This window comes from Streptomyces sp. NPDC104814, from assembly GCF_055583185.1.
Window position 1 is genome coordinate 1,522,023 of record NZ_JBVJOL010000001.1, and the last position, 24,593, is coordinate 1,546,615.

The following is a 24,593-nucleotide window of genomic DNA, read 5'->3' on the forward strand; positions in this document are numbered from 1 at the left end:
CATGGCCGAAACCGGTGCTGAGCGGTGGAATCACCGGCAGTGTGCGGCATCGTCGCAGCGCGCACGGGTGCCTGTGCACAACTCGTGGCGGAGTGAAGGAGAAACGCGTGGGAGGACCGTTGACGGACCCGGAGGAGCGGCCCCCTCGTCCCGGGATCGAACGCCGCAGATTCCTCGGCTATGTGCTGGCCGCCTCTACCCTGACCGTCGCCGCCGAACTCGGCGAGGCCGTGCTCGCCCCCGCCGAGGCGGCGGCGGTCGTCCCCTCCGTCCCGGGCCCCGCGGAGATCTACGACCTCAACGACATGCTCACGCATGCCGCGCTGCCCACGGCGAACCTGATCACGATCCGGGTCGAGGCCGACGGCACGGCCTCCTTCGCGCTGCCCCGCGCGGAGGTCGGGCAGGGCATCACGACGTCCAGCGCCATGCTGATCGCGGAGGAACTCGACCTGCCGCTGGAGCGGATCCGGGTCACGCTCGCCGACGCCCGGCCGGAGTTGCTGTTCAACCAGCTCACCGGCGGCTCCAACACCACCATCTCGACGTTCACCCCGATCCGGGTGGCGGCCGCCGTCGCCCGGGGCCGGCTGCTGCACGCGGCCGCCCTCGAACTGGGCGAGGCGGTGGACACCCTGACCGCGAAGGCGGGCGTCGTCACCTCGGCGGCAACCGGGCGCAGCCTCACCTACGGCGACCTGGCGCAGAAGGCCGCAGCCGTGACGACGGCCCAGGTGCCGGTCACCCTGAAGGAGCCCGGCGAGTTCACGGTCATCGGCACCGGCCGGCGGCGCATCGACGCGCTGGAGGCGGTTACCGGCCGCAAGCGGTTCGCCATGGACCTGCACGTCCCCGGCGCCCTGCCGACGATGGTGTGCCGGGCGCCGACGATCAACGGCACGCTCCGCGCGGTCGACAACCTGGCCGCGGTCCGGGCGATGCCCGGCATCACCGACGTCGTCACCGTCTCCACCGGGGTGGCCGTGCGCGGGCGGACGTTCGGGCAGTGCATCGACGCCGTGCGCGCGCTGAAGGCCTCCTGGGGGCCCGGGACGGTCGAGGGCCGCAGCGACGACACCGTCCGCGACGAGCTGCGCAAGGCGGAACTCCCGCTGCCCGCTCTGGACCTGCTCACCAAGTCGGTCGACGCCCGGTTCACCTTCCACTTCGCCGGCAACAGTGCCCTGGAGACCAACTGCGCCATCGCCGACGTCCGGACGGACTCGGCCGAGATCTGGGCGAGCCTGAAGTCCCCGATCGTCGCCCGGGAACAGATCGCCGCGCAGCTCGGGCTGCCCGTCTCCGCCGTGCAGGTCCACGTCACCGAGGGCGGGGGTTCCTTCGGCCGCAAGCTCTTCCACGACGCCGCCGCCGAGGCCGCCGAGATCTCCCGGGCGATGGGCAAGCCGGTCAAACTGATGTGGCACCGCACCGACGACTTCCGGCACGGCCGCGTCCACCCCATGGCCACCTCACGGGTCCGCGCCACCTATGCGCTCGGCCAGGTGCTCACCCTCGACCAGCGGCACACCTCCGTCGCCACCGACTTCGGTCACGGCGTCGGCGAGATCATCACCGCCGAGGCCGCCCGGCTGCCGGTCGGCGACCTCACCTTCTCGGAGACGATCTTCGCGCTGACCCAGCAGACGCCGTACCACTTCGGGGTCGTCACCCAGTTGCTCAGCGAGACCGACAAGGGCTTCCACACCGGCTCCATGCGCAACATCTACTCGCCCAACGCGCGCTGCGCGCAGGAGCTGGTCGTGGACGAGCTGGCGAAGCGGCTGGGCAAGGACCCCTACCGGTTCCGCCGGGAATTCCTCAAGGAGGACCGGGCGCGGGCCGTGCTGGACAAGGTGGCCGAGGTGGGGAAGTGGGGCCGCGCCATGCCCGCCGGCACGGCCCAGGGCATCGCGCTCCACCCCGAGTACCACGCATACGTGGCCGTCCTCGCGGAGATCGACTGCCGGCCCGAGACCACCGGCCGCACGGTCCGCGACGGCTACGCGGGACCCCGGGTCACCAAAGTCGTCTGCGCCGTCGACGTCGGGCTGGCCGTCAACCCGCGCGGACTGCAGGCGCAGATGATGGGCGGGATCATGGACGGCATCGCCATCACGCTGAGTTCGGGACTGCACCTTCGGGACGGGCACTTCCTGGAGGGCAGTTGGGACAACTACTTCTACACCCGGCAGTGGAACACCCCGCCCGAGCTGGAGATCGTCGTCATGCCCCCCACCACCGGCGAGCCCGGCGGCGCCGGCGAACTGGCCGTGGCGGGCGCGGCGGCCGCCGTGGCCTGCGCCTACGGCCGGGCCACCGGCGCCATGCCGACCAGCTTCCCGGTCAACCACGCCGGCCCGCTCGGCTTCGAGCCGCTGCCCACCACCCCGCCGGTCCCGGCGTCCCCGACCGACGGTCTCGACCGCGCCTTCTAGGAGAGTTCCGTGCCCGAACACACCTTCATCCTCAACGGCGAGCGCGTCACCGTGGACATCGAGGACGGCGTCCGGCTGCTGTGGGTGCTCCGCGACGTCCTCGGGGTCACCGGTCCGAAGTACGGCTGCGGGCTCGGCGTCTGCCAGGCCTGCACCAGCCATGTCAACGGCAAGGCGTTCAACCCGTGTTCGGTGCCGGTCGAGGCCATCGGCCCGGACGACGAGATCACCACCATCGAGGGACTGCCCGCCACCGTCGGCCGTGCCCTGCACCCGATGCAGGAGGCCTGGCTGGAGTACGACGTCGCCCAGTGCGGCTACTGCCAGCCCGGCCAGATCATGACCGCCGTCGCGAAGGTGCGCAAGGCCCGCGAGGAGGGCCGGGAGATCACCGAGGCCGACCTCGACGAGATCCGCAACGTCTGCCGCTGCGGCACCTACCACCGCATCCGTGAGGCGATCGTGGCCGGGGCGAAGAAGTACTGAGCCCGGGCGGGCGCCGGACGTCTCGCCCGGCGCCCGCCCCAGAACCCCCGACGCCGGTTACCGCCGCACCTGCCCGGCCGCGGCCGTGAGGACTGGAACCGACCCTGGGGAAGGAGCCGGGGCCGGGCCGTCAGGGGGGAGGCGGGGCCGTGGAGGTGACGCTGGCGCGGTGATCAGGCGGCGAGGTCCGTCGTGCGGGCCTCCTCGAGGCTGCCGTACACCACCAGTGCGCTCTCCCGGAGCGCGTGCGGTGCCAGCCGGTCCAGCAGCGCCGCCGGCGGGACGAGGACCAGACGGCCCCGGGCCTCGCGAGCGCGGCGGCACAGCCGCAGGAGGGTGTTGAGACCCGAGGAGTCACAGGCCGTGACGCCGGCCAGGTCCACGATGAGCGACGCGTGCCTTTCCAGCACGCGCGTGACCTGACGGTACAGAGGGGGGCCGCTGAACAGGTCCAGCGGGCCGGTCACGGTGACCAGCGGCGCCTGGCCGGGCTCTTCCGTCACCTGGATGCGCACCTCGGAGTTCACGGTGGCTCCTTCTGTTGTCTCCCACCCCGGTTGCCCATGACGCAACGCGGTCCCGGAGCAGCAACGCTGCCGCGTATATGTTCCCTGCACAGGCCCGACGCAAAGCCCACCGGGCGAAGCACCGGTGCGCGGCTGTCCGTGAGACGAAACACGGCGCACCCCCCGGCGCATCGTCGCCCGGCGACGGGGTAGGCGTCGCAGGGCATGCCCGGCCGCCGGCCCGCGTCCCGCGACCGGGTCACTGGACCTTCTGATCTCGCCGGGGCGGTGACGCAATGGACTCGTTGGTGTTCGACAGCCAGGATCTGGCCGAGACCGAGGACTTCCTGTGCCGGGCCTACGCCCGTATGACCATCGGCAGCAACACGCCGGAGGACAGCAGGGCACACATCCGCCGCGCCGCCATGCCCTCGGTCAGCGTCGACGAGCTCGACCTCGGCTTCGAGATGAGCTACGCCGTGACCCCGCTCGGGAAGATCTGCCTGTGCATGGTCCACGAGGGCACCGTCCAGGACCATGTCTTCCAGGGCGTGCGGGACGACTTCGGCCCCGGTGACATGGTGCTCTTCGCACCCCCCGACCTGCCCTACGCCGGGCGCATCTGCAGCGCCCGCTACAACATCACGATGCTGGACAGCGCCCTGCTGGACCAGGTCGCCGCCACCGGTCCGCAACCGGTTCTGGAGCCGGTCCGGCTGACCGGTCACCGGCCGCACTCGCCGTCCGCCGCCCGCCAGCTCAAGAGCACGATCGTCTATCTGCGCGACCACGTCCTCGCCGACCCGGCCGTCGCCGGCCAGCCGCTGATCGCCTCGACCAGCGGCCAGCTGCTGGCGGCGAGCGTGCTGGCGGCCTTCCCGAACACCGCCCACACCGATCCGACCGCGCAGGACAGGACCGACGCCCACTCCGTCACCCTGCGGCGGGCCGTCGCATACATCGAGGACCACGCCCATCAGCCCCTCACCGTCGCCGACATCGCCGCCGCCGCGCACGTCACCGTCCGGGCGCTGCAGTACGCCTTCCGCCGCCACCTCGACACCACCCCGCTCGGCTATCTGCGCCGGGTGCGTCTCGCCCATGCCCATCAGGAACTGCGGGCCGCCGATCCCACGGACACGACCGTCGCCGACATCGCCGCACGCTGGGGCTTCGCCCACCCCGGCCGCTTCGCCGCCCTGTACCGCGAGGCGTACGGCACCAGCCCGGCCGGCACCCTGCGCGGCTGAGCATCAGCCTGAGCCTGAGCAGGCCGGCGGCACGGCCTCACCCGCTCTGCCCGGACCGGCAGCACACGTGGTCCGCTGCAGCGCGGCGCGCAGGGCCCGGCGGATCTCCGGCGGCAGCCAGCCGCAGCGCGGCCACTGCACCACGTGTTCCGCCACTTCCCGCAGTTTGGTGTTGGTGTGCTGGGAGACTTCCCTCAGGACGTTCCAGGCCGACTCCGGCGGCAGTCTGCCCCGGGCGATCACGACCCCGATCGCCTGGTCGATGACCGCGCGGGAGACGACGGCGTGCTTCAGCTGCTGGATCTCCTCCTGGAGGGCGAGGATCGTGTGCTGCTGGTCCTCGTGGTCCGGCATGGTGGTGGTGCTCCTGACGCGGCGATCGGCTGGTCAGGGTCCTCCTGCCCGGGCCGTGCGCACTGCGGAGCACCGGAAACGAAGACCTGCCGGGTTGGCGGTCCAGAAAACGAAATCGCCGATTCCGTCGACGGGGCCGACCGCCGCTGCTCGTGTGGCGGAGCCGGGGCTGGGGCGCCGTCTCACTCCGTGCGGCGGATGATCGTCACGGCCGCGGCGTCGTCGCCGAGCCGGCCGTGGGCGTACGCCATGAGTTCCTCGCGCAGGCGGTGCAGCAGATCGTCGGCGGGTTCGGCGGCCCAGGCCTCGGCACGGTCGGCCAGCGGGAAGAAGGCGCCCCGCTCGTCGCGGGCCTCCAGGATGCCGTCGGTGTACAGCAGCAGCACGTCACCGGGGAGGAACGCGAACGACTCCACGACGTACGAGGTGCCGCCGGACAGCCCGCCGAGGCCCAGCGGCGGCGCGATCCGCTTGAGCGGCAGCGGCTCTGCGTGCCCGCCGCTCAGCAGCAGAGGAGAGGGATGCCCGCACACCACGAGGTGCACGACGGGCTCCCCGTCGGGCAGGTCCAGCATGATGGCGGTGGCGAACGCCTCCTCGGTGTCGGGCGTCCCGGGCGGGTTCCACTGGTGGGACTCCCAGCGCATGCTGCCGTCGAGGTGGACGGCGAGCCGGGGCAGCGTGGGCCGGCGGTGCGCCGCCGCTCGGAAGGCTCCGAGCAGCAGCGCGGCATGGGTGATCGCCGGCAGGCCCTTGCCGCGCACGTCCGCGATCAGCAGCCGGGTGCTGTCATCGGTGCGGACGGCGGCGTAGAGGTCCCCGCCCATGGTCGCCTCGTCCTGCGCGGCGAGATAGAGGCAGGCCAGGTCCAGCGGGCCGCTGCGCCGGGGCAGCGCGGGGAAGAGCACCTCCTGGACGGCCTGGGCGACCGTACGGCTCTCGGTGAGCTGGCGCTCGCGTCTCTCCCGGACCAGGCAGAACAGCACGATGAGGCCGGAGACGAGGACCAGTGCCCCCACCTGTGCGGCGAGGTTCTCGGTGCCGAGGACGCCCCGTGACACGCCGATGAGGAGCTGGGCGGCGACGGCCAGCAGACCGATCAGCGCGGTGAGCCGGGGACCGGCGAACGCGGCGGTGAGCGCGGGCGCCGCCACCAGCAACGGCCCCAGATGGACGTCCGACGGTGCCAGGACGTCCACCACGTACACCGCGACGACCAGCCCGACGGGGATGAGGATCAACGCCCGCCCCGATCGCGTCCGCCGCAACTCCTGCAGGGGCACACGCCATGATCTCACCTCGGCAGCCCCACCACCACCTGCCGCCGGGACGGCGTCCACCGGAGGAACCGGGCCGTTCCCCTGGGCAGCGCGCTCCGGCCGGCCGGCGTCGCCGGGGCGGCACTTGGGCGGGGACGGTTGAGCAGGCCGCCCCCGCGGGGGCGGCGGTCGGGCGAGGACGGGTCGAGCCGATCACCCCCGCCACCCCCGCCGCCCCGCGAGGCCGGGCTCAGGCCGGGACGAGCCGTTCGTCGAAGCCGCCCGGCTGGGGGCCGCCGCTCTGTACGGCGCCGAGGGGTGTCCGGGTGCGCGCCGCCGTCAGCCGCAGTTCGATGATGGCGCGGACGGCGGGCCACTCCTCGTCCAGGATCGAGTAGAACGCGGTGTCGCGCACCACCCCGTCCAGCCCCCGGGAGTGGGCCCGGCGCACGCCCTCGCAGGTGGCGCCGAGGCGTTCGATGGCGGCGCGCGAGCGGAGGTTGCGGGCGTCGGCGCGGAAGCACACCCGCCGCAGCCGCCAGGTCTCGAAGGCATGGCGCAGCATGAGCAGCTTGGCCTCGGCGTTGATCCCGGTGCCCTGGGCGCGCGCGGACAGCCAGGTGTTGCCGATCTCGGCGGCGTCCGGGACGGCGGTGACCGGGTCGCCGTACGGCAGGCCGGGCACGGCCGGCCACACCGGGGGGCCCTGCCAGTAGTCGAGTTCCACGAAGCGGGTGGAGCCGACGACACGGCCGTCGTCGGCGCGGACCACGGCGAACGGCAGAGCCCGGCCCGCCGCATGCTCGGCGAGCGCACGGTCGACGTAGTGGGCGGCCCCGTCGAGGCCGTGCGGGACGGGGGTGAACGCATAGGAGCTGCGGTCCTCGGCTGCGGCTTGAGCCAGACCCTCGACATGGTGCGTCGCGAGGGGCTCCAGCCGCGTCAGGCGACCGGTGAGAACGACGGCAACGGGCACGGACCTTCGGTCTTTCTGGTGATGGGGGCCCTCCCGGTCACCGGTGACCCGGTGCGAAGGGGAGGGAGACAGGATGCGTCAGAGGTCCCGTTGTGCGAGCAACGAAGACGTGAAGGACAGTAGACGGCCGGATGACGTGATTCCGCAAGGCGCGCGCCGTGTGTCGCCGCAGGTCACGTAAGGGAAGCCGGGCGTAACGGGCAACAGGAATCCGGTGTCCTCGGCAGCGCGTCTCCGCGAGCATGGGCCGGTCGCCGAACCCCGCTGCCGAGGGAGCGCCGGAGCCCGTCATGCCCGTGCCCGCCGGCATCGTCGGCGGCAACCCCGCCCGTCTGATCCGTACCCGTGACGACGCGGCGTGGCGGCAAGGACGCCGGGTCGTCGCCGTTGTGTCGGATTCCTTGACCGCCGCCTCCCTCTCCGCGATGCTGAGTTGCGACATACGAGATGCGTATCGCATTAGGCAACATCTCGATCCTCTGTCAGCCGAGGAGTGGCCATGGCTCAGCAGGTCCGCGCGGTCGTCGCACGCAGCAAGGGTGCCCCCGTCAGTATCGAAACGATCATCGTGCCCGACCCCGGTCCGGGTGAGGCCGTGGTCAAGATCGAGGCCTGCGGGGTCTGCCACACCGATCTGCACTACCGCGAGGGCGGCATCAGCGACGACTTCCCCTTCCTGCTGGGGCACGAGGCCGCCGGTGTCGTGGAGGCGGTGGGGGAGGGCGTCACCGACGTGGCGCCCGGTGACTTCGTCGTCCTGAACTGGCGCGCGGTGTGCGGCCAGTGCCGTGCGTGTCTGCGCGGCCGGCCCTGGTACTGCTTCGACACGCACAACGCCAAGCAGAAGATGACCCTGACCGACGGCACGGAGCTCTCGCCGGCCCTCGGCATCGGTGCCTTCGCCGAGAAGACCCTGGTCGCCGCCGGGCAATGCACCAAGGTCGACCCGGCCGCCTCGGCGGCCGCCGTCGGTCTGCTCGGCTGCGGCGTGATGGCGGGCCTCGGCGCGGCGATCAACACCGGCAACGTCGGCCGCGGCGACACCGTCGCCGTGATCGGCTGCGGCGGGGTCGGCGACGCGGCGATCGTCGGGTCCAAGCTGGCCGGCGCCGCGAAGGTCATCGCCGTCGACATCGACGACCGCAAGCTCGCCACGGCCGAGAAGCTGGGCGCCACCCACACGGTCAACTCCAAGGCGACCGACGCGGTCGAGGCGGTGCGCGAGCTGACCGGCGGCTTCGGCGCCGACGTCGTCATCGAGGCCGTCGGCCGCCCGGAGACGTACCAGCAGGCCTTCTACGCCCGCGACCTCGCCGGGACGGTGGTGCTGGTCGGGGTTCCCACCCCGGAGATGAAGCTGGAGCTGCCGCTCCTCGACGTCTTCGGGCGCGGCGGGGCGCTGAAGTCGTCCTGGTACGGCGACTGCCTGCCCTCCCGGGACTTCCCGATGCTCGTCGACCTCTACCTCCAGGGCCGCCTCGACCTGGACGCCTTCGTCACCGAGACCATCGCGCTCGACGACGTCGAGAAGGCCTTCGAGCGCATGCACCACGGTGACGTCCTGCGCTCGGTGGTGGTCCTGTGACGGCCGGCGCCCGCATCGAACGCCTTGTCACCTCCGGGACGTTCTCCCTGGACGGGGGCACCTGGGACGTCGACAACAACGTCTGGATCATCGGGGACGACGACGAGGCCGTGGTGATCGACGCGGCGCACGACGCCGACGCCATCGAACGGGCCCTCGGCGGACGCACCCTGCGCGCCATCGTGTGCACCCACGCGCACAACGACCACATCGACGCCGCGCCCGCCCTCGCCGAGCGCACCGGCGCCCCGATCCTGCTGCACCCGGACGATCTGCCGCTGTGGCAGCAGACCCATCCGGACCGCAAACCCGACGGCGAGCTGGCCGACGGGCAGCGGATCACGGTCGCGGGTCTTGAGCTGACCGTGCTGCACACCCCGGGGCACGCCCCGGGAGCCGTCTGTCTGCACGCGCCAGCGCTGACCGCGCTGTTCAGCGGCGACACGCTGTTCGCCGGCGGGCCGGGGGCCACGGGACGGTCGTTCAGCGACTTCCCGACCATCATCGACTCCATCGGTCGGCGTCTGCTCTCGCTGCCGCACGACACCGTCGTGCACACCGGGCACGGCGACACCACCACCGTCGGTGCCGAGGCACCGCATCTCCAGGAGTGGATCGACCGCGGCTTCTGAGCCGCCGCCCCGGCGTGAAGGCGGCCCTGCCCCGGCGCCGGCGGCAGGGCCGTCCCCGCACCGCGCGAGGCGCGCCATCCGCGGCGACCCCGCGCCCCCCGCCTTCTCGCCGGCGCCCCCTCCGGCGCCCCCGCGCCGTCTCGCTCACGCCTCGTACGTGCGCCTGCTCCCCTTTCTCACCTGCGCTTTCGCAGGTGCTCCGGCGTGCCCGGAAAACGCCGCCGGACCACGCGCAACCAGCCCGGTGAACGCCTTGACAACGCTTCTCGGCGGCCCGCAGACTGGCGTTGCGCTAACCGCAATCCGTTTCGCTATACGCACCGAGGTGTCATGATGATTCCCGCGTGCCGTCTCGCGGATCTGCCGCGAGGCGAGGCCCACCGGCTCGACATCGACCCGCCGGTCTCGGTGTTCCACACCGACGACGGCGAGCTCTTCGCCATCGACGACACCTGCACCCACCAGGACGCCTCGCTCGCCGACGGCTGGCTGGAGGGCTGCGAGGTCGAATGCCCGCTGCACGCCTCGAAGTTCGACCTCAGGACCGGGGCGGTGGACGCCCCGCCGGCCAAGCTCCCGGTCCGCACCCACGAGGTCGTCGTCGAGGACGGCATGATCCACGTCCGGCTCTCCACCGAGGCACCCAACCTGCCCCCGTGCGTCGCCGCCCGCCTGGCCGGAGGCCCCGCGTGAGGACCGTCGCCGTCGTGGGCGCCTCCCTGGCCGGCCTGTCGGCCGCGCGCTCGCTGCGGCGGCAGGGCTTCGACGGCCGGCTGGTCGTCGTCGGCGACGAGCCCCACCGCCCCTACGACCGGCCGCCGCTGTCCAAGGAGTTCCTCGCCGAAACCCTCGGCGAGGCGGACCTGGCGCTGGAGCGCGACGGCGAGGACCTCCAGGCGGAGTGGGTGCTCGGCACCCGCGCCACCGCACTGGACCGTACCGAGCGGGCGATACGGCTCGCCGACGGCCGCGAGATCCGCGCCGACGGTGTCGTCCTCGCCACCGGCGCCGCCGCCCGCACCCTGCCCGGCACGGACGGCCTGGCCGGCGTCCATACGCTGCGCACCCTGGACGACGCCCGCGCCCTGCGGGACGAACTGGCCCTGGGTGGACGACTGGTGGTGATCGGCGGCGGCTTCGTCGGCGCCGAGGTCGCCTCCACGGCGTACGCCCTCGGCCTCGACGTCACCGTGATCGAGGCCGCCCCGACACCGCTGGCCGGACCTCTCGGCGCGGACATGGGCGCGGTCGTCTCCGCCCTCCACGCCGACCACGGGGTACGGCTGGTGTGCGGGGTGGGCGTCAAGGGGCTGAGCGGCGAGCGGCGCGTGGACGCCGTCCTGCTGGAGGACGGCCGCACCGTCCCCGCGGACCTCGTGGTCGTCGGCATCGGGGCACGCCCCGGCGTCGAGTGGCTGCACGGCTCGGGTGTCGCCCTGGACAACGGCGTCACCTGCGGCTCCGACGGCCGCACCAGCCTTGCCGGGGTGGTCGCCGTCGGCGACTGCGCCAACTGGTACGACCCGCACACCGGCACGCACCGCCGCGTCGAGCACTGGACGGGCGCGCTGGAGCGGCCCGACGCCGCCGTGGCCACGCTGCTCGCCCACGGCGCGCGGGAGCCGGGGGTGCCCCGGCCGCCGTACTTCTGGTCCGACCAGTACGGCGTGAAGATCCAGTTCACCGGGCACGCCGCCGGCGCCGACAGTGTGACCGTCGAGGAGGGGCGCACCGACGAGCGCAGCTTCCTCGCCGTGTACCGGCGTGCCGGAGCACCCGTCGCCGCGCTCGGGATGAACCAGCCGCGGCTGTTCACCCGCTGGCGCAAGCAGCTCGCCGCGACCTCTTGACACCCCTCACGCGGCCATCGATGCTGCGTTGCGCATCACACGCGACACTGCGTCATTCGCAACATCGCACGGCATGCCGCCGCACCACGCTTCTCACACAACGCCGTACGAAGTCGCCCTTCCCGGCGCGTGACCTACCGACCCACGACGTTCTCCCGAGGAGTGCACCCGTGACCTCGACCAGCCTGCCGGACAGCCTGATCGCCACCCTCCCCGGCTCCTCCTACACCGACCCGGGCGTCTTCGCCCAGGAACAGGAGCGCATCTTCGAGGCGATGTGGTTCTGCGTCGCGCGCGCCTCCGACCTGCCGAAGCCCGGCGCCTTCCGCACCGTCGACGTGGGCCGCGAGTCCATCCTCGTCACCCGTGCGCGGGACCACTCGATCCGCGCGTACTTCAACGTGTGCCGGCACCGCGGCGCCAAGCTGTGCACGGAGGAGACCGGCGAGGTCAAGCGTGCCTTCCAGTGCCCGTACCACGCCTGGACCTACGACCTGAACGGCAAGCTCGTCGCGGCGCCCAACCTCACCAAGATGCCCGACGTCGGCCGCACCGAGTACGGCCTGGTCGACGTGGCCGTCCGGGAATGGCTCGGCTATGTCTGGGTGTGCCTGGCGGAGAACCCGCCCTCCTTCGAGGAGGACGTGATCGGTGCGGTCGTCGAGCGCCTCGGGGACGTGGCGGCGATCGAGCGCTACGACATCGACAGCCTCGCGGTGGGCAAGCGGATCGTCTACGACGTCAAGGCGAACTGGAAGCTCATCATCGAGAACTTCATGGAGTGCTACCACTGCGCCACGATCCACCCCGAACTGACCGAGGTGCTCCCGGAGTTCGCCGACGGCTACGCCGCGCAGTACTACGTCGGGCACGGCGCCGAGTTCGGTGACGAGGTCAAGGGCTTCACGGTCGACGGCTCCGAGGGCCTGGACCGCATCCCCGGGGTGTCCGAGGACCAGGACCGGCGCTACTACGCGATCACCGTCAAGCCGCAGGTCTTCATCAATCTCGTGCCCGACCATGTGATCTTCCACCGGATGTACCCGGTCGCCGTCGACCGCACGGTCGTCGAGTGCGACTGGCTGTACCTGCCCGGTGTGGTGGAGAGCGGCAAGGACGTCAGCCGGTCCGTGGAGCTGTTCGACCGGGTCAACCGCCAGGACTTCGACGCCTGCGAGCGCACCCAGCCCGGGATGAGCTCGCGGCTGTACGCCAAGGGCGGTGTGCTGGTGCCCAGCGAGCACCACATCGGCGCCTTCCACGACTGGGTGAACGAGCGGCTCGGCACGCAGCAGCCGCGGTGACGGCGGGGCAGGAGCGCCCGTGGCCCGCGCGGGGGGCGTACGCGGGCCGTGCGGCGGTCGTGCTGCGGGCTCAGTGGCCCTGGATCGGTGCTGCGGCCGGGTCCGGGCGCTCAGCCCAGGTACCCCATGCGGTGGCTGATCTCCCGCGCACCCTCGACCAGGACCGGAGCCAGCTCGTGCATGCGGTCCTCGGTGAACCGGTAGGCGGGGCCGGAGGCGCTGATCGACGCGATGACCTGGCCCTCCCGGTCCCTGATCGGGGCGGCCATCGCGTGCAGCCCGACCTCCAGCTCCTCCAGCGTCCAGGCGTACCCGCGCTCCCGGGCCTCGGCGAGGTTCTTCTCCAGCTTGACCTTGGAGGAGATCGTGTGCGGGGTCACCTTCTTCAGGCCGGACTCGCTCAGCAGCGCCGCACGCTGCTTGGCCGGCAGGTGCGCCAGCATGACCTTGCCGCTGGAGGTGGCGTGCAGCGGGGTGAGCTGGCCGACCCAGTTGTGCGCGGTCACGGCGGCCGTGCCGCGCACCTGGTAGAGGTTGATCGCGTAGTGCTCCTGCATCACGGCGATGTTGACCGTCTCGCCGATCTCCTCGGCGAGGCGCTCGCACACGGGCCGGCCCTGCTGGGTGATGTCGATACGCCCCGTGACGGCGCCGGCCAGGCGCACGATGCCGAAGCCGAGCCGGTACTTGCCGCGCTCGCCCGCCTGCTCCACCAGGCCGCGCGCCTCCAGGGCGCCGAGCAGTCGGAAGGCGGTGGACTTGTGCACGTCCAGCTCTCCGGCCACCTCGCTGACGCCGGCCTCTCCCCGCTGGGCGAGGATCTCGAGCACGCTGATGGCACGGTCGACGGACTGCACACCGCCGGACGGCGCGCCGCTCGTTTCGGTATCCGGACTGTAGTTGCTCATAGCGGAACTATACGCGCGGTAAACAACGCGATGGCAAGTGACGCAGTGTGAACAAAGAATCGTGCAAGTTGCGCCGTCCGCAACCTAGTGCGTATAGCGCTACCCGTACTAGCATCCGTCGCGTATCGACGGCGCGTTTCGAGTGAGACGAGGCACCATGGCTGTCCTGCACTACGACTTCGTCATCGTCGGCGGTGGATCGGCCGGCAGCGCACTGGCGAACCGGCTCTCGGCCGACCCCGGCAACCGGGTGCTCGTCCTGGAGGCGGGCCGCTCCGACTACCCCTGGGACGTCTTCATCCAGATGCCCGCGGCGCTGACCTACCCGATCGGCAGCCGCTTCTACGACTGGAAGTACGAGTCCGAGCCCGAGCCCCACATGGGCGGCCGGCGCATCTACCACGCCCGCGGCAAGGTGCTCGGCGGCTCCAGCAGCATCAACGGCATGATCTTCCAGCGCGGCAACCCCATGGACTACGAGCGCTGGGCCGCCGATCCCGGCATGGAGACCTGGGACTACGCCCACTGTCTGCCGTACTTCAAGCGGATGGAGAACTGTCTCGCGGCCGACCCGGACGACGAGTTCCGCGGCCACGACGGGCCCCTCGTCCTCGAGCGCGGCCCGGCCGAGAACCCGCTGTTCGGCGCCTTCCTCAAGGCCACCCAGGAAGCGGGATACGCCCCCACCGACGACGTCAACGGCTACCGGCAGGAAGGCTTCGCCAAGTTCGACCGCAACGTCCACCGCGGGCGCCGGCTGTCGGCCTCCAAGGCCTACCTCAAGCCCGTCATGAAGCGGCCGAACCTCACGGTGACCACCCGCGCCCTCGTCACCCGCGTCCTGTTCGAGGGCAAGCGCGCCGTCGGTGTCGAGTACCGGCGCGGGCGCGGCGCCCCGCAGCAGGTCAGGGCCGGTGAGGTCATCCTGTGCGGCGGCGCGATCAACTCCCCGCAGCTGCTGCAGCTGTCCGGTGTCGGCAACGCCGCCGAGCTGTCCGCCCTCGGCATCGACGTGGTGCACGACCTGCCGGGCGTCGGCGAGAACCTCCAGGACCACCTGGAGGTCTACGTCCAGTACGCCTGCAAGCAGCCCGTCTCCATGCAGCCGTACATGGCGAAGTGGCGCGCCCCCTTCATCGGGCTGCAGTGGCTGATGCGCAAGGGGCCGGCCGCCACCAACCACTTCGAGGCCGGCGGCTTCGCGCGCAGCAACGAGGACGTCGAGTACCCGAACCTGATGTTCCACTTCCTGCCCGTCGCGGTCCGCTACGACGGCTCCTCGCCGGCCGGCGGCCACGGCTACCAGGTGCACGTGGGACCCATGTACTCCGACGCCATCGGCTCGGTGAAGATCAAGAGCCGCGACCCGCGCGTCCATCCGGCGCTGCGCTTCAACTACCTCTCCACCGAGCAGGACCGCCGGGAGTGGGTGGAGGCCATCCGGGTCGCCCGCGAGATCCTGAGCCAGCCGGCGCTCTCCCCCTACAACGGCGGCGAGATCTCGCCCGGACCCTCCGTCGAGACCGACGAGCAGATCCTCGACTGGGTCGCCAAGGAGGGCGAGACCGCCCTGCACCCGTCCTGCACCTGCAAGATGGGCACCGAAGACATGTCGGTCGTCGACCCGCTCACCATGAAGGTGCACGGCACGGAGGGACTGCGCGTGGTGGACGCCTCCGTGATGCCCTACGTCACCAACGGCAACATCTACGCACCCGTGATGATGGTGGCCGAGAAGGCGGCCGACCTCATCCTCGGCAAGCAGCCGCTGGAGCCGTCCAAGGCCGCGTACTACCGGCACCGCGACGCCCAGCAGCAGGTCGGGTAGCCGTGTCCGCCGACGCCCTGCGCTCGCTGCTCTGCCGCGTCCGCTACGAGGTGCTGCCGGCCCGGACGACCGAGGAGAAGGTCGTCACCCATGTCCCGCGCGACGTCGTGGTCACGGTCACGGCGTCACCGGTCAAGGGTCTGGAGCCGACCCTCGCCCTCACCGAGCGGCTCGCGGCGCACGGATACCGGGTCGTCCCGCACGTGCCCGCGCGGCTGCTGCGGGACGACACACATCTGAAGGACGTCGCCGAGCGGCTGCGCGCGGCGGGCGTCGACGACGTCTTCGTGCCGGCGGGCGACGCCGACCCGCCCGCCGGGCCGTACGAGGGAGCGCTGCCGGTGCTGCGCCTGCTGGACGAGCTGGGCGCGCCCTTCGCGCAGCGAGGCATCACCGGCTATCCGCAGAGCCATCCGCTGATCCACGACGACATCACCGTCCAGGCGATGTGGGACAAGCGGGCGCACGCCACGTACATCGTCAGCAACCTCTGCTTCGACCCGCGTGTGCTGGCCCACTGGATCGCCCGGGTACGGCAGCGGGGGGTCACCCTGCCCGTCCACGTCGGGGTGGCCGGGCCGGTACAGCGGGCGAAACTGCTGGCCATGGCGACGAAGATCGGGGTGGGGGAGTCGACGCGCTTCCTCACCCGGCACGCCTCCTGGTTCGTACGGTTCGCCACGCCCGGGGGCTACGCGCCGGAGAAGCTCCTGCGGCGCTCTGCCGAGGCGCTCACCGCGCCGCCCGCCGCGGTGGCCGGCCTGCACCTGTTCACCTTCAACCAGATCGCCGAGACCGAGCGGTGGCGACGCGCGCTGCTCGACCGCCTCGGCTGATACGCCGCCGCCGCGCCCGCACGGCCGTGCGGCGCTGCGGGAACCGGGGTTCGCAGACCCCTTGACGGTGGTCGCCCCGTCGGTCAGGGTGTTCCACCACAAGCAATGCGATGCACAATGCGCAACGAAATCCTGAAGGGTCGGCGCATGGCAGATCTGTATGTGGACGGCGAATGGCGCGCCCCCGTGGCCGGTGGCAGCCGGGAGATCCGCTGCCCGGCGGACGGCACACTCGTCGCGACGGTCTCCGAGGCGACCCGTCCCGACACCGAGGCGGCGATCGCCGCGGCCCGGCGGGCCTTCGACACCGGCCCCTGGCCCCACACCCCCGAACGCGAGCGCGGCGCCCTGCTGCTGCGCACCGCCGACATCCTGGAACGCGACGCGAAGGACTTCGCCCGCGCCGAGTCGCTCGACACCGGCAAGCGGCTCGTGGAGAGCGAGTACGACATCGCCGACGTCGTCTCCTGCTTCCGCTACTACGGCGGCATCGCCGGCAGTGACGCCGGCCGGGTGGTCGACACCGGCCGCGACGACGCCGTCAGCCGGGTCACCTACGAACCGGTCGGCGTCTGCGCACTGATCACCCCCTGGAACTACCCGCTGCTGCAGGCGTCGTGGAAGGTCGCCCCGGCCCTCCTCGCCGGCAACACGATCGTGCTGAAGCCCAGCGAGCTGACCCCCTCCACCTCCGTCCTGCTGATGAAGGCCCTGGAAGAGGCGGGGCTGCCGGCCGGCGCGGCCAACCTGGTCCTCGGTGCCGGAGCCGAGGCGGGCGCCCCGCTGGCCGAGCACCGGGACGTCGACATGGTCTCCTTCACCGGCGGCCTGAACACCGGCCGGCACATCATGGCCACCGCCGCGGCGACCGTGAAGAAGGTCGCCCTGGAACTCGGCGGCAAGAATCCCAACGTCGTCTTCGCCGACGCCGACTTCGAGGCGGCCGTCGACTTCGCGCTCACCGCCGTCTTTCTGCACTCCGGGCAGGTCTGCTCCGCCGGCGCCCGGCTCGTCGTCGAGGACTCGATCCACGACGCCTTCGTCGACGAGGTCGTGCGCCGCGCCCGCCGGATCCGCCTCGGCGGCCCCTTCGACCCGGAGGCGGAGACCGGCGCCCTGATCTCCGCGCAGCACCGGGAGAAGGTCGAGGCCTACGTCGCCGCGGGGATCACCGAGGGCGCCGTGCTGCGCTGCGGCGGGGCGCGCCCCGACGACCCCGCCCTCTCCGAGGGCTTCTACTACCTGCCCACGGTCCTGGACGAGTGCCACCAGGAGATGCGCGTGGTGCACGAGGAGTCCTTCGGGCCCGTCCTCACCGTCGAGCGCTTCCACGACGAGGACGACGCCGTCCGCATCGCCAACGACACCGAGTACGGACTCGCCGGAGCCGTCTGGACGCAGGACGCCGGCAAGGCCCAGCGGGTCGCGCGCCGGCTGCGCCACGGCACCGTGTGGATCAACGACTACCACCCCTATGTCCCGCAAGCCGAATGGGGTGGCTTCGGCCACTCCGGTGTGGGCCGGGAACTGGGGCCGACCGGCCTCGCCGAGTACCGAGAGCCCAAGCACGTCTGGCAGAACATCCAACCCCGGCCGCAGCACTGGTTCAGCGGCTGAACGCCGAAAAGAGGTCGAACGTGACCACAGCACAGACCGAGGTGCCGCAGCGGCGCCGCACGTCCCAGAACCCCGAGGACCGCACCCCGGTCATCTCCGTGCGCCGGCTGTGGAAGGTGTTCGGGCCCAAGGCCGACCAGGTGCCGCAGTCCGATGAGCTGTGCGGGCTGACCCGCCGCGAACTCATGGACCGCACCGGATGCACCGCCGCCGTGCGCGACGTCAGCTTCGACGTCTCGCCCGGCGAGGTCTTCGTCGTCATGGGCCTGTCCGGCTCCGGCAAGTCCACCCTGGTGCGATGTCTGACCCGGCTGATCGAACCCACCTCGGGCGAGGTCGTCTTCGAGGGCGAGGACATCCGCGACGCCGACGCCAAGCGGCTGCGTGAACTGCGGCGCCGCAAGTTCTCCATGGTCTTCCAGCACTTCGGTCTGCTGCCGCACCGCAAGGTCGTGGAGAACGTGGCGTTCGGCCTGGAGATCCGGGGCATGGGCCGCTCCGAGCGCATGCGCCGGGCCCGCGAGGTCGTCGAACTCGTCGGTCTCGCCGGATACGAGAACTCCTATCCCGACCAGCTCTCCGGCGGCATGCAGCAGCGCGTCGGCCTCGCCCGCGCCCTGGCCGGCGACCCCGAGGTGCTCTTCTTCGACGAGCCGTTCTCCGCGCTCGACCCGCTGATCCGCCGTGACATGCAGAACGAGGTCATCCGCCTGCACCACGAGGTCGGCAAGACGATGGTCTTCATCACCCACGACCTCTCCGAGGCCCTCAAGCTCGGCGATCGCATCCTCATCATGCGCGACGGCAAGATGGTCCAGTGCGGTACCGGCGACGAACTCGTCGGCGCCCCCGCCGACGACTACGTACGCGACTTCGTCCAGGACGTGCCGCGCGGCGACGTCCTCACCCTGCGCTGGATCATGCGCCCCGCCCAGCCCGACGACGCGCTCGACGGCCCCGAGCTGGGCCCGGACGTCGTGGTGCGCGAGGCCACCCGCGCGGTGCTGGCGGCGGAGAAGCCGGTCAAGGTCGTCGAGAACGGCAAGCTGCTCGGCATCGTCGGCGACGAGGAGATCCTCGCCGTCGTCGCCGGGCAGGAGGGCGGTGCCTGATGGCCGCCGTCGCCGACACGACCGCGCCGGTCGCCTCCCTGCGCGAGAGGATCAGCCGCCCCATGGTGGTGGGGGCGATCTTCGTGGCCTGGCTGGTGCTGTTCGCCGTGCTGCGCGGCCGGCAGACCCTCACCCTCGCAGCGGCCGACCTCACCGGGCTGCACCGCTGGCTGAACGACGTCAACGACACCATCGGAGCCAACCGCAACTCCAACCCGCTCTTCCTGTACTTCTTCAACGAGATCCGGCTGGGCATCGACCATCTGGTCACCTTCGTCCAGTCCCTGATCTCCCAGCCCACCGCGGGCCGCCCGGTCCCGCAGATCGGCTGGCTAGGGGTCGTCGGCCTCGCCGGTTACCTCTCCTGGGCCGTCGGCAACTGGCGGGTCGCCCTGCTGGCCGTGGCCGGATTCACCTTCTTCGGGCTCCAGGGCCTGTGGCAGGAGAGCATGGACACGCTGGCGCTGACCCTGTCGGCCGTCTTCGTGGCGCTGCTCATCGGCATCCCGCTCGGTGTGTGGGCCGGCCTCTCGGACCGGTTCAACAAGGTCATGACGCCGTTCCTGGACTTCATGCAGACGATGCCGACCTTCGTCTACCTGGCCCCGCTGACCCTGGTGTTCCTCATCGGCGGCGCCTCCGCGGTGATCACCACCGTGATCTACGCGGCCCCGCCCGCCATCCGCATCACCGCGCACGCCATCCGCTCCGTGCCCGAGACCACCGTCGAGGCCGCGGACTCGCTCGGCACCACCCGCGGACAGCAACTGGTGAAGGTGCTGCTGCCGATGTCGAAGCGCACGGTGGTCATGGGCGTCAACCAGACCATCATGGCGGCCCTCGCCATGGTGACCATCGCCGCCCTGATCGACGCGCCCGGCCTCGGCAAGACCGTCGTCCAGGCCCTGCAGTCCCTCGACGTGGGCACCGCCTTCAACGCCGGTCTCGCCATCGTCGTGATGGCCATCGTGCTCGACCGCGTCACCACGGCGGCCGCGGGCCGCGCCGAGACGGCCCGCCGCGCGAGCGGACGGCCGGCGAAGTGGCGCCGGCCCCTGCTCGCCGCCGGCGGCGTCGGCACCGCCTTCCTGCTCTACGTCTCCCACACCTATGTCTACGCGGCCGGGTTCCCCGGTGACGGCACGATCGGCACGCACATCGCGAGCGCGGCCGACACCACGACCACCTGGCTGCAGGACCATCTGTCGGGGCTCACCAACGCGATCCGGGACGTCATCACCACCGGCCTGCTCAACCCCTTCCAGACGCTGCTCACCGACTCCCCGTGGTGGCTCGTCGGCCTCACCCTCGTCGCGCTCGGCGCGGTGCTCGGCGGCGGGCGCGCCGCGATCACGGCCGCCGTGTGCGTCGGGCTGCTCGTCGGGACGGGGCTGTGGTCGGACGGCATGACCACGCTGGCCTCCACGGCGGTGGCCACGGTGCTGGTGATGCTGCTCGGCGCCGTCTTCGGCGTGTGGATGGGGCGCAGCGCCCTCGTGGACCGGCTGGTGCGGCCCACACTGGACGCGGCGCAGGTCATGCCGCCTTTCGTGTATCTGGTTCCGTTCCTGGCGCTGTTCGGGGCGACCCGGTTCACCGCGATCGTAGCGGCCGTCGTCTACGCGGCACCGGTGGCGATCAAGATCATCGCGGACGGGGTGCGGACCGTGCCCGAGTCCACCGTCGAGGCGGCCACCTCGGCCGGCTGCAACACCTGGCAGATCATCACCAAGGTCCAGCTGCCCGTGGCCCGCAGTGCCCTGACGCTCGCCACCAACCAGGGCCTGATCTACGTCCTGTCGATGGTCGTGGTCGGCGGCCTGGTGGGCGCCGGCGCCCTCGGCTACGACGTCGTGGCCGGCTTCTCGCAGGGACAGCTGTACGGCAAGGGCCTGGCGGCGGGGCTCGCCATCGTCCTGCTGGGAGTCATGTTCGACCGGATCACTCAGGCTGCGGCGCGACGCACCCGGGCGTAAGGAGCACCACACCATGGCACGACACTTCAGAACCGGCGCGGCCGGCCTGACCGTTCTCGCACTGACGCTCACCGGGTGCGTGGGAGCGAAGGTCGGCGAGAACACCTCCGCCGCGAAGAACGCGGACGGCTCCTGCGGCACCTTCAACCTGGCCGTCAACCCGTGGGTGGGCTACCAGGCGGACGCGGCGGTCGTCGCGTACGTGGCGCAGCACGATCTCGGCTGCAAGGTCAACAAGAAGGACCTGAAGGAGGAGATCGCCTGGCAGGGCTTCGGGACGGGCGAGGTCGACGCGGTCCTGGAGAACTGGGGCCACGACGATCTGAAGAAGAAGTACATCACCGGTCAGAAGACCGCCGTCGCCGCCGGGCCGACCGGCAACAAGGGCGTCATCGGCTGGTGGGTGCCGCCGTGGCTGGCCAAGGCCCACCCGGACATCACCGACTGGCGCAACCTCAACAAGTACGCGGCGAACTTCCGGACCTCCGAGTCCGGCGGCAAGGGCCAGCTCCTCGACGGCGACCCGTCCTACGTCACCAACGACGCGGCCCTGGTGACGAACCTGAAGCTGAACTTCAAGGTGGTGTACGCGGGCAGCGAGACCGCGCTCATCCAGGCGTTCCGCAACGCCGAGAAGAACAAGCAGTGGCTGGTCGGCTACTTCTACGAGCCGCAGTGGTTCATGACGGAGGTACCGCTGGTCAAAGTCGCTCTGCCGGCGTACAGGACCGGCTGTGACGCCGACGCGGCCAAGATCGCCTGCGACTACCCCGTCTACGGCCTCGACAAGATCGTCAGCGCGCAGTTCGCCAAGTCGGGCAGCCCGGCGTACAAGCTGGTGAAGAACTTCCACTGGACCAACGAGGACCAGAACCTGGTCGCCAAGTACATCGCCGTGGACAAGATGTCCGACGACGCGGCGGCCAAGAAGTGGGTGGAGGCGAACCGCGACAAGGTGGAGGCCTGGCTGAAGTAACGGGACCGCACGAAAGAGCTGTTGAGGATGCCCGGCGGGCGGCGCGCACACCAGCGTGCCGCCCGCCGGGCATCGCCGCGTCCGGGCCGTTCCGCGGCCCGTTCTCCGACGTCACGCACCCCTTGACACCCATCAGCCGGACAGGCAGATTGAGTTGCGCAACCTGAATCGAGTTGCGCAGAAGGCAACTGAGCGGTTTCGAGTTCGGAGGTTGGGCGATGGCGGGACCCCGAGTGGTCATCATCGGAGCGGGCGTCGTGGGAGCGGCCCTCGCGGATGAGATCTCCGCACGCGGCTGGACCGAAGTGACCGTGGTCGACCAGGGCCCCCTGCCGGCCACCGGCGGTTCGTCCTCGCACGCCCCGGGCCTGGTCTTCCAGACGAACGCCTCGAAGACCATGACGGAGCTGGCCCGCTACACGGTGGAGAAGTTCTGCTCCCTCGACGTGGACGGCAAGCCGTGCTTCCTCCAGGTCGGCGGCCTCGAAGTGGCGACGAGCCCGGAGCGCCTCGCCGAGCTTCAGCGCCGGCACGGCTGGATCACCTCCTGGGGCATCGAGGGCAGCCTGCTCACCCCCGACGAGTGCGTGGAGCAGCACCCGCTGCTCGACCGCGACCGGATCCTCGGCGGCCTGCTGATCCCCACCGACGGCCTGGCCAAGGCCGTCCTCGCCGTCGAGGCGCAGATCCGCCGGGCCACCGAGCGCGGTGTGCGCTTCCTCGCCCGGCACGAGGTCCTCGACATCAAGCAGGGCGAGGGCCGCGTCACCGGAGTCGTCACCGACCACGGCGAGCTCGACGCCGACATCGTGGTGTGCTGTGCCGGCATCTGGGGCCCGAAGATCGCCCGCATGGTCGGCATGAACCTGCCGCTGACCCCGCTCGGCCACCAGCTCGCCTGGACCGGACCCGTCCCGGCCCTCGCCGGCCAGACGGAGGAGGCGGTCCGCCCGATCCTGCGCCACCAGGACGCGGACCTGTACTACCGCGACCGCTACGACGGCCTCGGCATCGGCTACTACGGCCACCGCCCCATGCCGGTCTCCGCGGACGACATCCTCTCCGTGGACGAGGCCGAGGAGATGCCCTCGGTGCTGAAGTTCACCGAGGAGGACTTCGAGCCGGCCTGGACCGAGACGCAGTCGCTGCTCCCGGCGACACAGGAGGCGAAGGTCGAGGAGGGCATCAACGGCCTGTTCTCCTTCACCACCGACGGCTACCCGCTGCTCGGCGAGTCGGCGGAGGTCAAGGGCTTCTGGGTCGCCGAGGCCGTCTGGGTCACCCACTCCGCGGGCGTCGGCCGGGCCGTCGCCGAATGGCTGGTCGACGGCTACTGCTCCTCCTTCGACCTGCACGAGTGCGACGTCAACCGCTTTGAACCGCACCAGCTCTCCCCGGAGTACGTGCTGGCCCGCGACTGCCGGAACTTCGAGGAGGTCTACGACATCCTCCACCCCCTCCAGCCCTCCGGCGAGCCCCGCCCGATCCGCACCAGCCCCTTCTACGCCCGCCAGCAGGGCCACGGCGCGTTCTTCCTGGAGGCGAACGGCTGGGAGCGCCCCCAGTGGTACGAGGCCAACGCCCCCCTCGTCGAGGGCCGCGAGATCACCACCCCCAACGACTGGGCCGCGCGCTTCTGGTCCCCGATCGTCGGCGCCGAGGCCCAGGTCACCCGCGAGACCGTCGCGATGTACGACATGACGGCCCTCAAGCGGCTGGAGGTCACCGGCCCCGGTGCGGCGGCCTTCCTGGAGCGGCTGTGCACCGGCAAGATCGACAAGTCGGTCGGCTCGGTGACGTACACCCTGCTCCTCGACCACGACGGCGGCATCCGCAGTGACGTCACCGTCGCCCGCCTGGCCCGCGACCGCTTCCAGGTCGGCGCCAACGGCAACCTCGACCTCGACTGGTTCCGCCGGCACCTGCCCGCCTGGGGGCACCTCCCAGCGGTAGCTGGGGGAGGAACCGTCCAGGTCCGTGACATCACCGCCGGAACCTGCTGCATCGGCCTGTGGGGACCGCTCGCCCGCACAGTCCTGCAGCCGCTGACCGACGAGGACTTCTCGAACGAGGGTCTGAAGTATTTCCGCGCCAAGCACGCCTACATCGGCTCGGTGCCCGTCACCGCCATGCGCCTGAGCTACGTCGGCGAACTCGGCTGGGAGCTGTACACCACCGCCGACCAAGGCCTGAAGCTCTGGGACACCCTGTGGGCGGCCGCCGAGCCGCTCGGCGGCATCATCGCCGGCCGGGGCGCCTTCAACAGCCTCCGCCTGGAGAAGGGCTACCGCTCCTTCGGCACCGACATGACCTACGAGCACGACCCCTACGAGGCCGGCGTCGGCTTCGCCGTCAAGCTCGACAAGGCCGACTTCATCGGCAAGGCCGCGCTCGAACTGCGCAAGGCCGACGTGCGGCGCAAGCTGACCTGCCTCACCATCGACGACCCGCGGGCCGTGGTCCTCGGCAAGGAACCGGTCCACGCCGGCGGCCGCGCCGTCGGCTACGTCACCAGCGCCGCCCACGGCTACACCGTCGGCAAGGGCATCGCCTACGCCTGGCTCCCGGCCGAACTCACCAGCCCCGGCACCACCGTGCACATCGGCTACTTCGACCAGCGCATCGAGGCGGTCGTCGCCGAGGAGCCGCTGTTCGACCCGACCATGTCCCGTCTGCGTGGCTGACACTCCGGAAGGAGCA

At 71.3% G+C, this 24,593-nt stretch carries 20 protein-coding genes; 15 read left to right on the forward strand and 5 right to left on the reverse strand.

Annotated elements, in window-relative coordinates; translation table 11 throughout:
• The first annotated feature begins 107 nt into the window (after window positions 1-107).
• Both ACZ64A_RS06480 and ACZ64A_RS06485 read left to right on the forward strand, forming a co-directional pair.
• A complete protein-coding gene (locus tag ACZ64A_RS06480; protein WP_469808597.1) occupies window positions 108-2,438 on the forward strand; it encodes a molybdopterin cofactor-binding domain-containing protein in 2,331 nt (776 codons plus the stop codon).
• Window positions 2,439-2,447: 9 nt separating this feature from the next.
• The gene (locus ACZ64A_RS06485) at window positions 2,448-2,924 is read left to right on the forward strand and encodes a (2Fe-2S)-binding protein (protein ID WP_469808598.1); all 477 of its coding nucleotides are present in this window, start codon (window positions 2,448-2,450) and stop codon (window positions 2,922-2,924) included.
• 173 nt (window positions 2,925-3,097) lie between these two features.
• Here ACZ64A_RS06485 and ACZ64A_RS06490 read toward each other — a convergent pair whose 3' ends face one another.
• Window positions 3,098-3,451: an STAS domain-containing protein gene (locus tag ACZ64A_RS06490; protein WP_469808599.1), complete on the reverse strand. Its 354-nt coding sequence runs from the start codon at window positions 3,449-3,451 to the stop codon at window positions 3,098-3,100.
• Between the two features lie 275 nt (window positions 3,452-3,726).
• On the opposite strand from ACZ64A_RS06490, the gene ACZ64A_RS06495 reads away from it, so the two are divergent.
• Entirely contained in the window at window positions 3,727-4,680 is a 954-nt protein-coding gene (locus ACZ64A_RS06495; RefSeq protein WP_469808601.1) for a helix-turn-helix transcriptional regulator, read from the forward strand.
• Window positions 4,681-4,683: 3 nt separating this feature from the next.
• Here the strand turns inward: ACZ64A_RS06495 and ACZ64A_RS06500 are convergent, their stop codons facing one another.
• The 3 genes from ACZ64A_RS06500 to ACZ64A_RS06510 all read right to left on the reverse strand — a co-directional run bounded on the left by ACZ64A_RS06500 (window position 4,684) and on the right by ACZ64A_RS06510 (window position 7,269).
• Window positions 4,684-5,034, reverse strand: coding sequence for an ANTAR domain-containing protein (locus ACZ64A_RS06500; protein ID WP_469808602.1), 351 nt, complete (start codon window positions 5,032-5,034; stop codon window positions 4,684-4,686).
• Window positions 5,035-5,216: 182 nt separating this feature from the next.
• Window positions 5,217-6,272 (reverse strand): PP2C family protein-serine/threonine phosphatase, encoded by a 1,056-nt coding sequence (locus tag ACZ64A_RS06505; RefSeq protein WP_469809082.1) that lies wholly within the window; start codon window positions 6,270-6,272, stop codon window positions 5,217-5,219.
• Between the two features lie 271 nt (window positions 6,273-6,543).
• Entirely contained in the window at window positions 6,544-7,269 is a 726-nt protein-coding gene (locus tag ACZ64A_RS06510; protein ID WP_469808604.1) for a GNAT family N-acetyltransferase, read from the reverse strand.
• Between the two features lie 499 nt (window positions 7,270-7,768).
• On the opposite strand from ACZ64A_RS06510, the gene ACZ64A_RS06515 reads away from it, so the two are divergent.
• The 5 genes from ACZ64A_RS06515 to ACZ64A_RS06535 all read left to right on the forward strand — a co-directional run bounded on the left by ACZ64A_RS06515 (window position 7,769) and on the right by ACZ64A_RS06535 (window position 12,640).
• Window positions 7,769-8,854 carry an S-(hydroxymethyl)mycothiol dehydrogenase gene (locus ACZ64A_RS06515; protein WP_469808605.1) on the forward strand — a complete coding sequence of 362 codons (1,086 nt, stop codon included), beginning with the start codon at window positions 7,769-7,771 and terminating at the stop codon, window positions 8,852-8,854.
• Window positions 8,851-9,486: an MBL fold metallo-hydrolase gene (locus ACZ64A_RS06520; protein WP_469808606.1), complete on the forward strand. Its 636-nt coding sequence runs from the start codon at window positions 8,851-8,853 to the stop codon at window positions 9,484-9,486. Before ACZ64A_RS06515 ends, ACZ64A_RS06520 begins: the two co-directional genes overlap by 4 nt.
• 330 nt (window positions 9,487-9,816) lie before the next feature.
• Window positions 9,817-10,179 (forward strand): bifunctional 3-phenylpropionate/cinnamic acid dioxygenase ferredoxin subunit, encoded by a 363-nt coding sequence (locus tag ACZ64A_RS06525; RefSeq protein ID WP_469808608.1) that lies wholly within the window; start codon window positions 9,817-9,819, stop codon window positions 10,177-10,179.
• A complete protein-coding gene (locus tag ACZ64A_RS06530) occupies window positions 10,176-11,336 on the forward strand; it encodes an NAD(P)/FAD-dependent oxidoreductase (protein WP_469808609.1) in 1,161 nt (386 codons plus the stop codon). Before ACZ64A_RS06525 ends, ACZ64A_RS06530 begins: the two co-directional genes overlap by 4 nt.
• Before the next feature lie 170 nt (window positions 11,337-11,506).
• On the forward strand, window positions 11,507-12,640 hold the full coding sequence (locus ACZ64A_RS06535) for an aromatic ring-hydroxylating oxygenase subunit alpha (RefSeq protein ID WP_469808610.1): 1,134 nt from the start codon (window positions 11,507-11,509) through the stop codon (window positions 12,638-12,640).
• Between the two features lie 110 nt (window positions 12,641-12,750).
• Here ACZ64A_RS06535 and ACZ64A_RS06540 read toward each other — a convergent pair whose 3' ends face one another.
• Entirely contained in the window at window positions 12,751-13,548 is a 798-nt protein-coding gene (locus tag ACZ64A_RS06540; protein ID WP_469808611.1) for an IclR family transcriptional regulator, read from the reverse strand.
• A 157-nt stretch (window positions 13,549-13,705) separates the two neighbouring features.
• Between ACZ64A_RS06540 and betA the strand changes: the two genes are divergently transcribed.
• The 7 genes from betA (at window position 13,706) to ACZ64A_RS06575 (ending at window position 24,577) form a co-directional block, all read left to right on the forward strand.
• Window positions 13,706-15,376 (forward strand): choline dehydrogenase, encoded by a 1,671-nt coding sequence (gene betA / locus ACZ64A_RS06545; RefSeq protein WP_469808612.1) that lies wholly within the window; start codon window positions 13,706-13,708, stop codon window positions 15,374-15,376.
• Between the two features lie 2 nt (window positions 15,377-15,378).
• Complete coding sequence (locus ACZ64A_RS06550) at window positions 15,379-16,212, forward strand: methylenetetrahydrofolate reductase (RefSeq protein WP_469808613.1); 834 nt, start codon at window positions 15,379-15,381, stop codon at window positions 16,210-16,212.
• A 147-nt stretch (window positions 16,213-16,359) separates the two neighbouring features.
• On the forward strand, window positions 16,360-17,829 hold the full coding sequence (locus ACZ64A_RS06555) for an aldehyde dehydrogenase family protein (RefSeq protein ID WP_469808614.1): 1,470 nt from the start codon (window positions 16,360-16,362) through the stop codon (window positions 17,827-17,829).
• Between the two features lie 20 nt (window positions 17,830-17,849).
• A complete protein-coding gene (locus tag ACZ64A_RS06560) occupies window positions 17,850-18,941 on the forward strand; it encodes a quaternary amine ABC transporter ATP-binding protein (RefSeq protein WP_469808615.1) in 1,092 nt (363 codons plus the stop codon).
• The gene (locus ACZ64A_RS06565; RefSeq protein WP_469808617.1) at window positions 18,941-20,917 is read left to right on the forward strand and encodes an ABC transporter permease; all 1,977 of its coding nucleotides are present in this window, start codon (window positions 18,941-18,943) and stop codon (window positions 20,915-20,917) included. Before ACZ64A_RS06560 ends, ACZ64A_RS06565 begins: the two co-directional genes overlap by 1 nt.
• A 13-nt stretch (window positions 20,918-20,930) precedes the next feature.
• Window positions 20,931-21,893, forward strand: a complete 963-nt coding sequence (locus ACZ64A_RS06570) for an ABC transporter substrate-binding protein (protein WP_469808618.1) — start codon at window positions 20,931-20,933, stop codon at window positions 21,891-21,893.
• A gap of 218 nt (window positions 21,894-22,111) precedes the next feature.
• Entirely contained in the window at window positions 22,112-24,577 is a 2,466-nt protein-coding gene (locus ACZ64A_RS06575; RefSeq protein WP_469808620.1) for a GcvT family protein, read from the forward strand.
• Window positions 24,578-24,593: the final 16 nt, after the last annotated feature.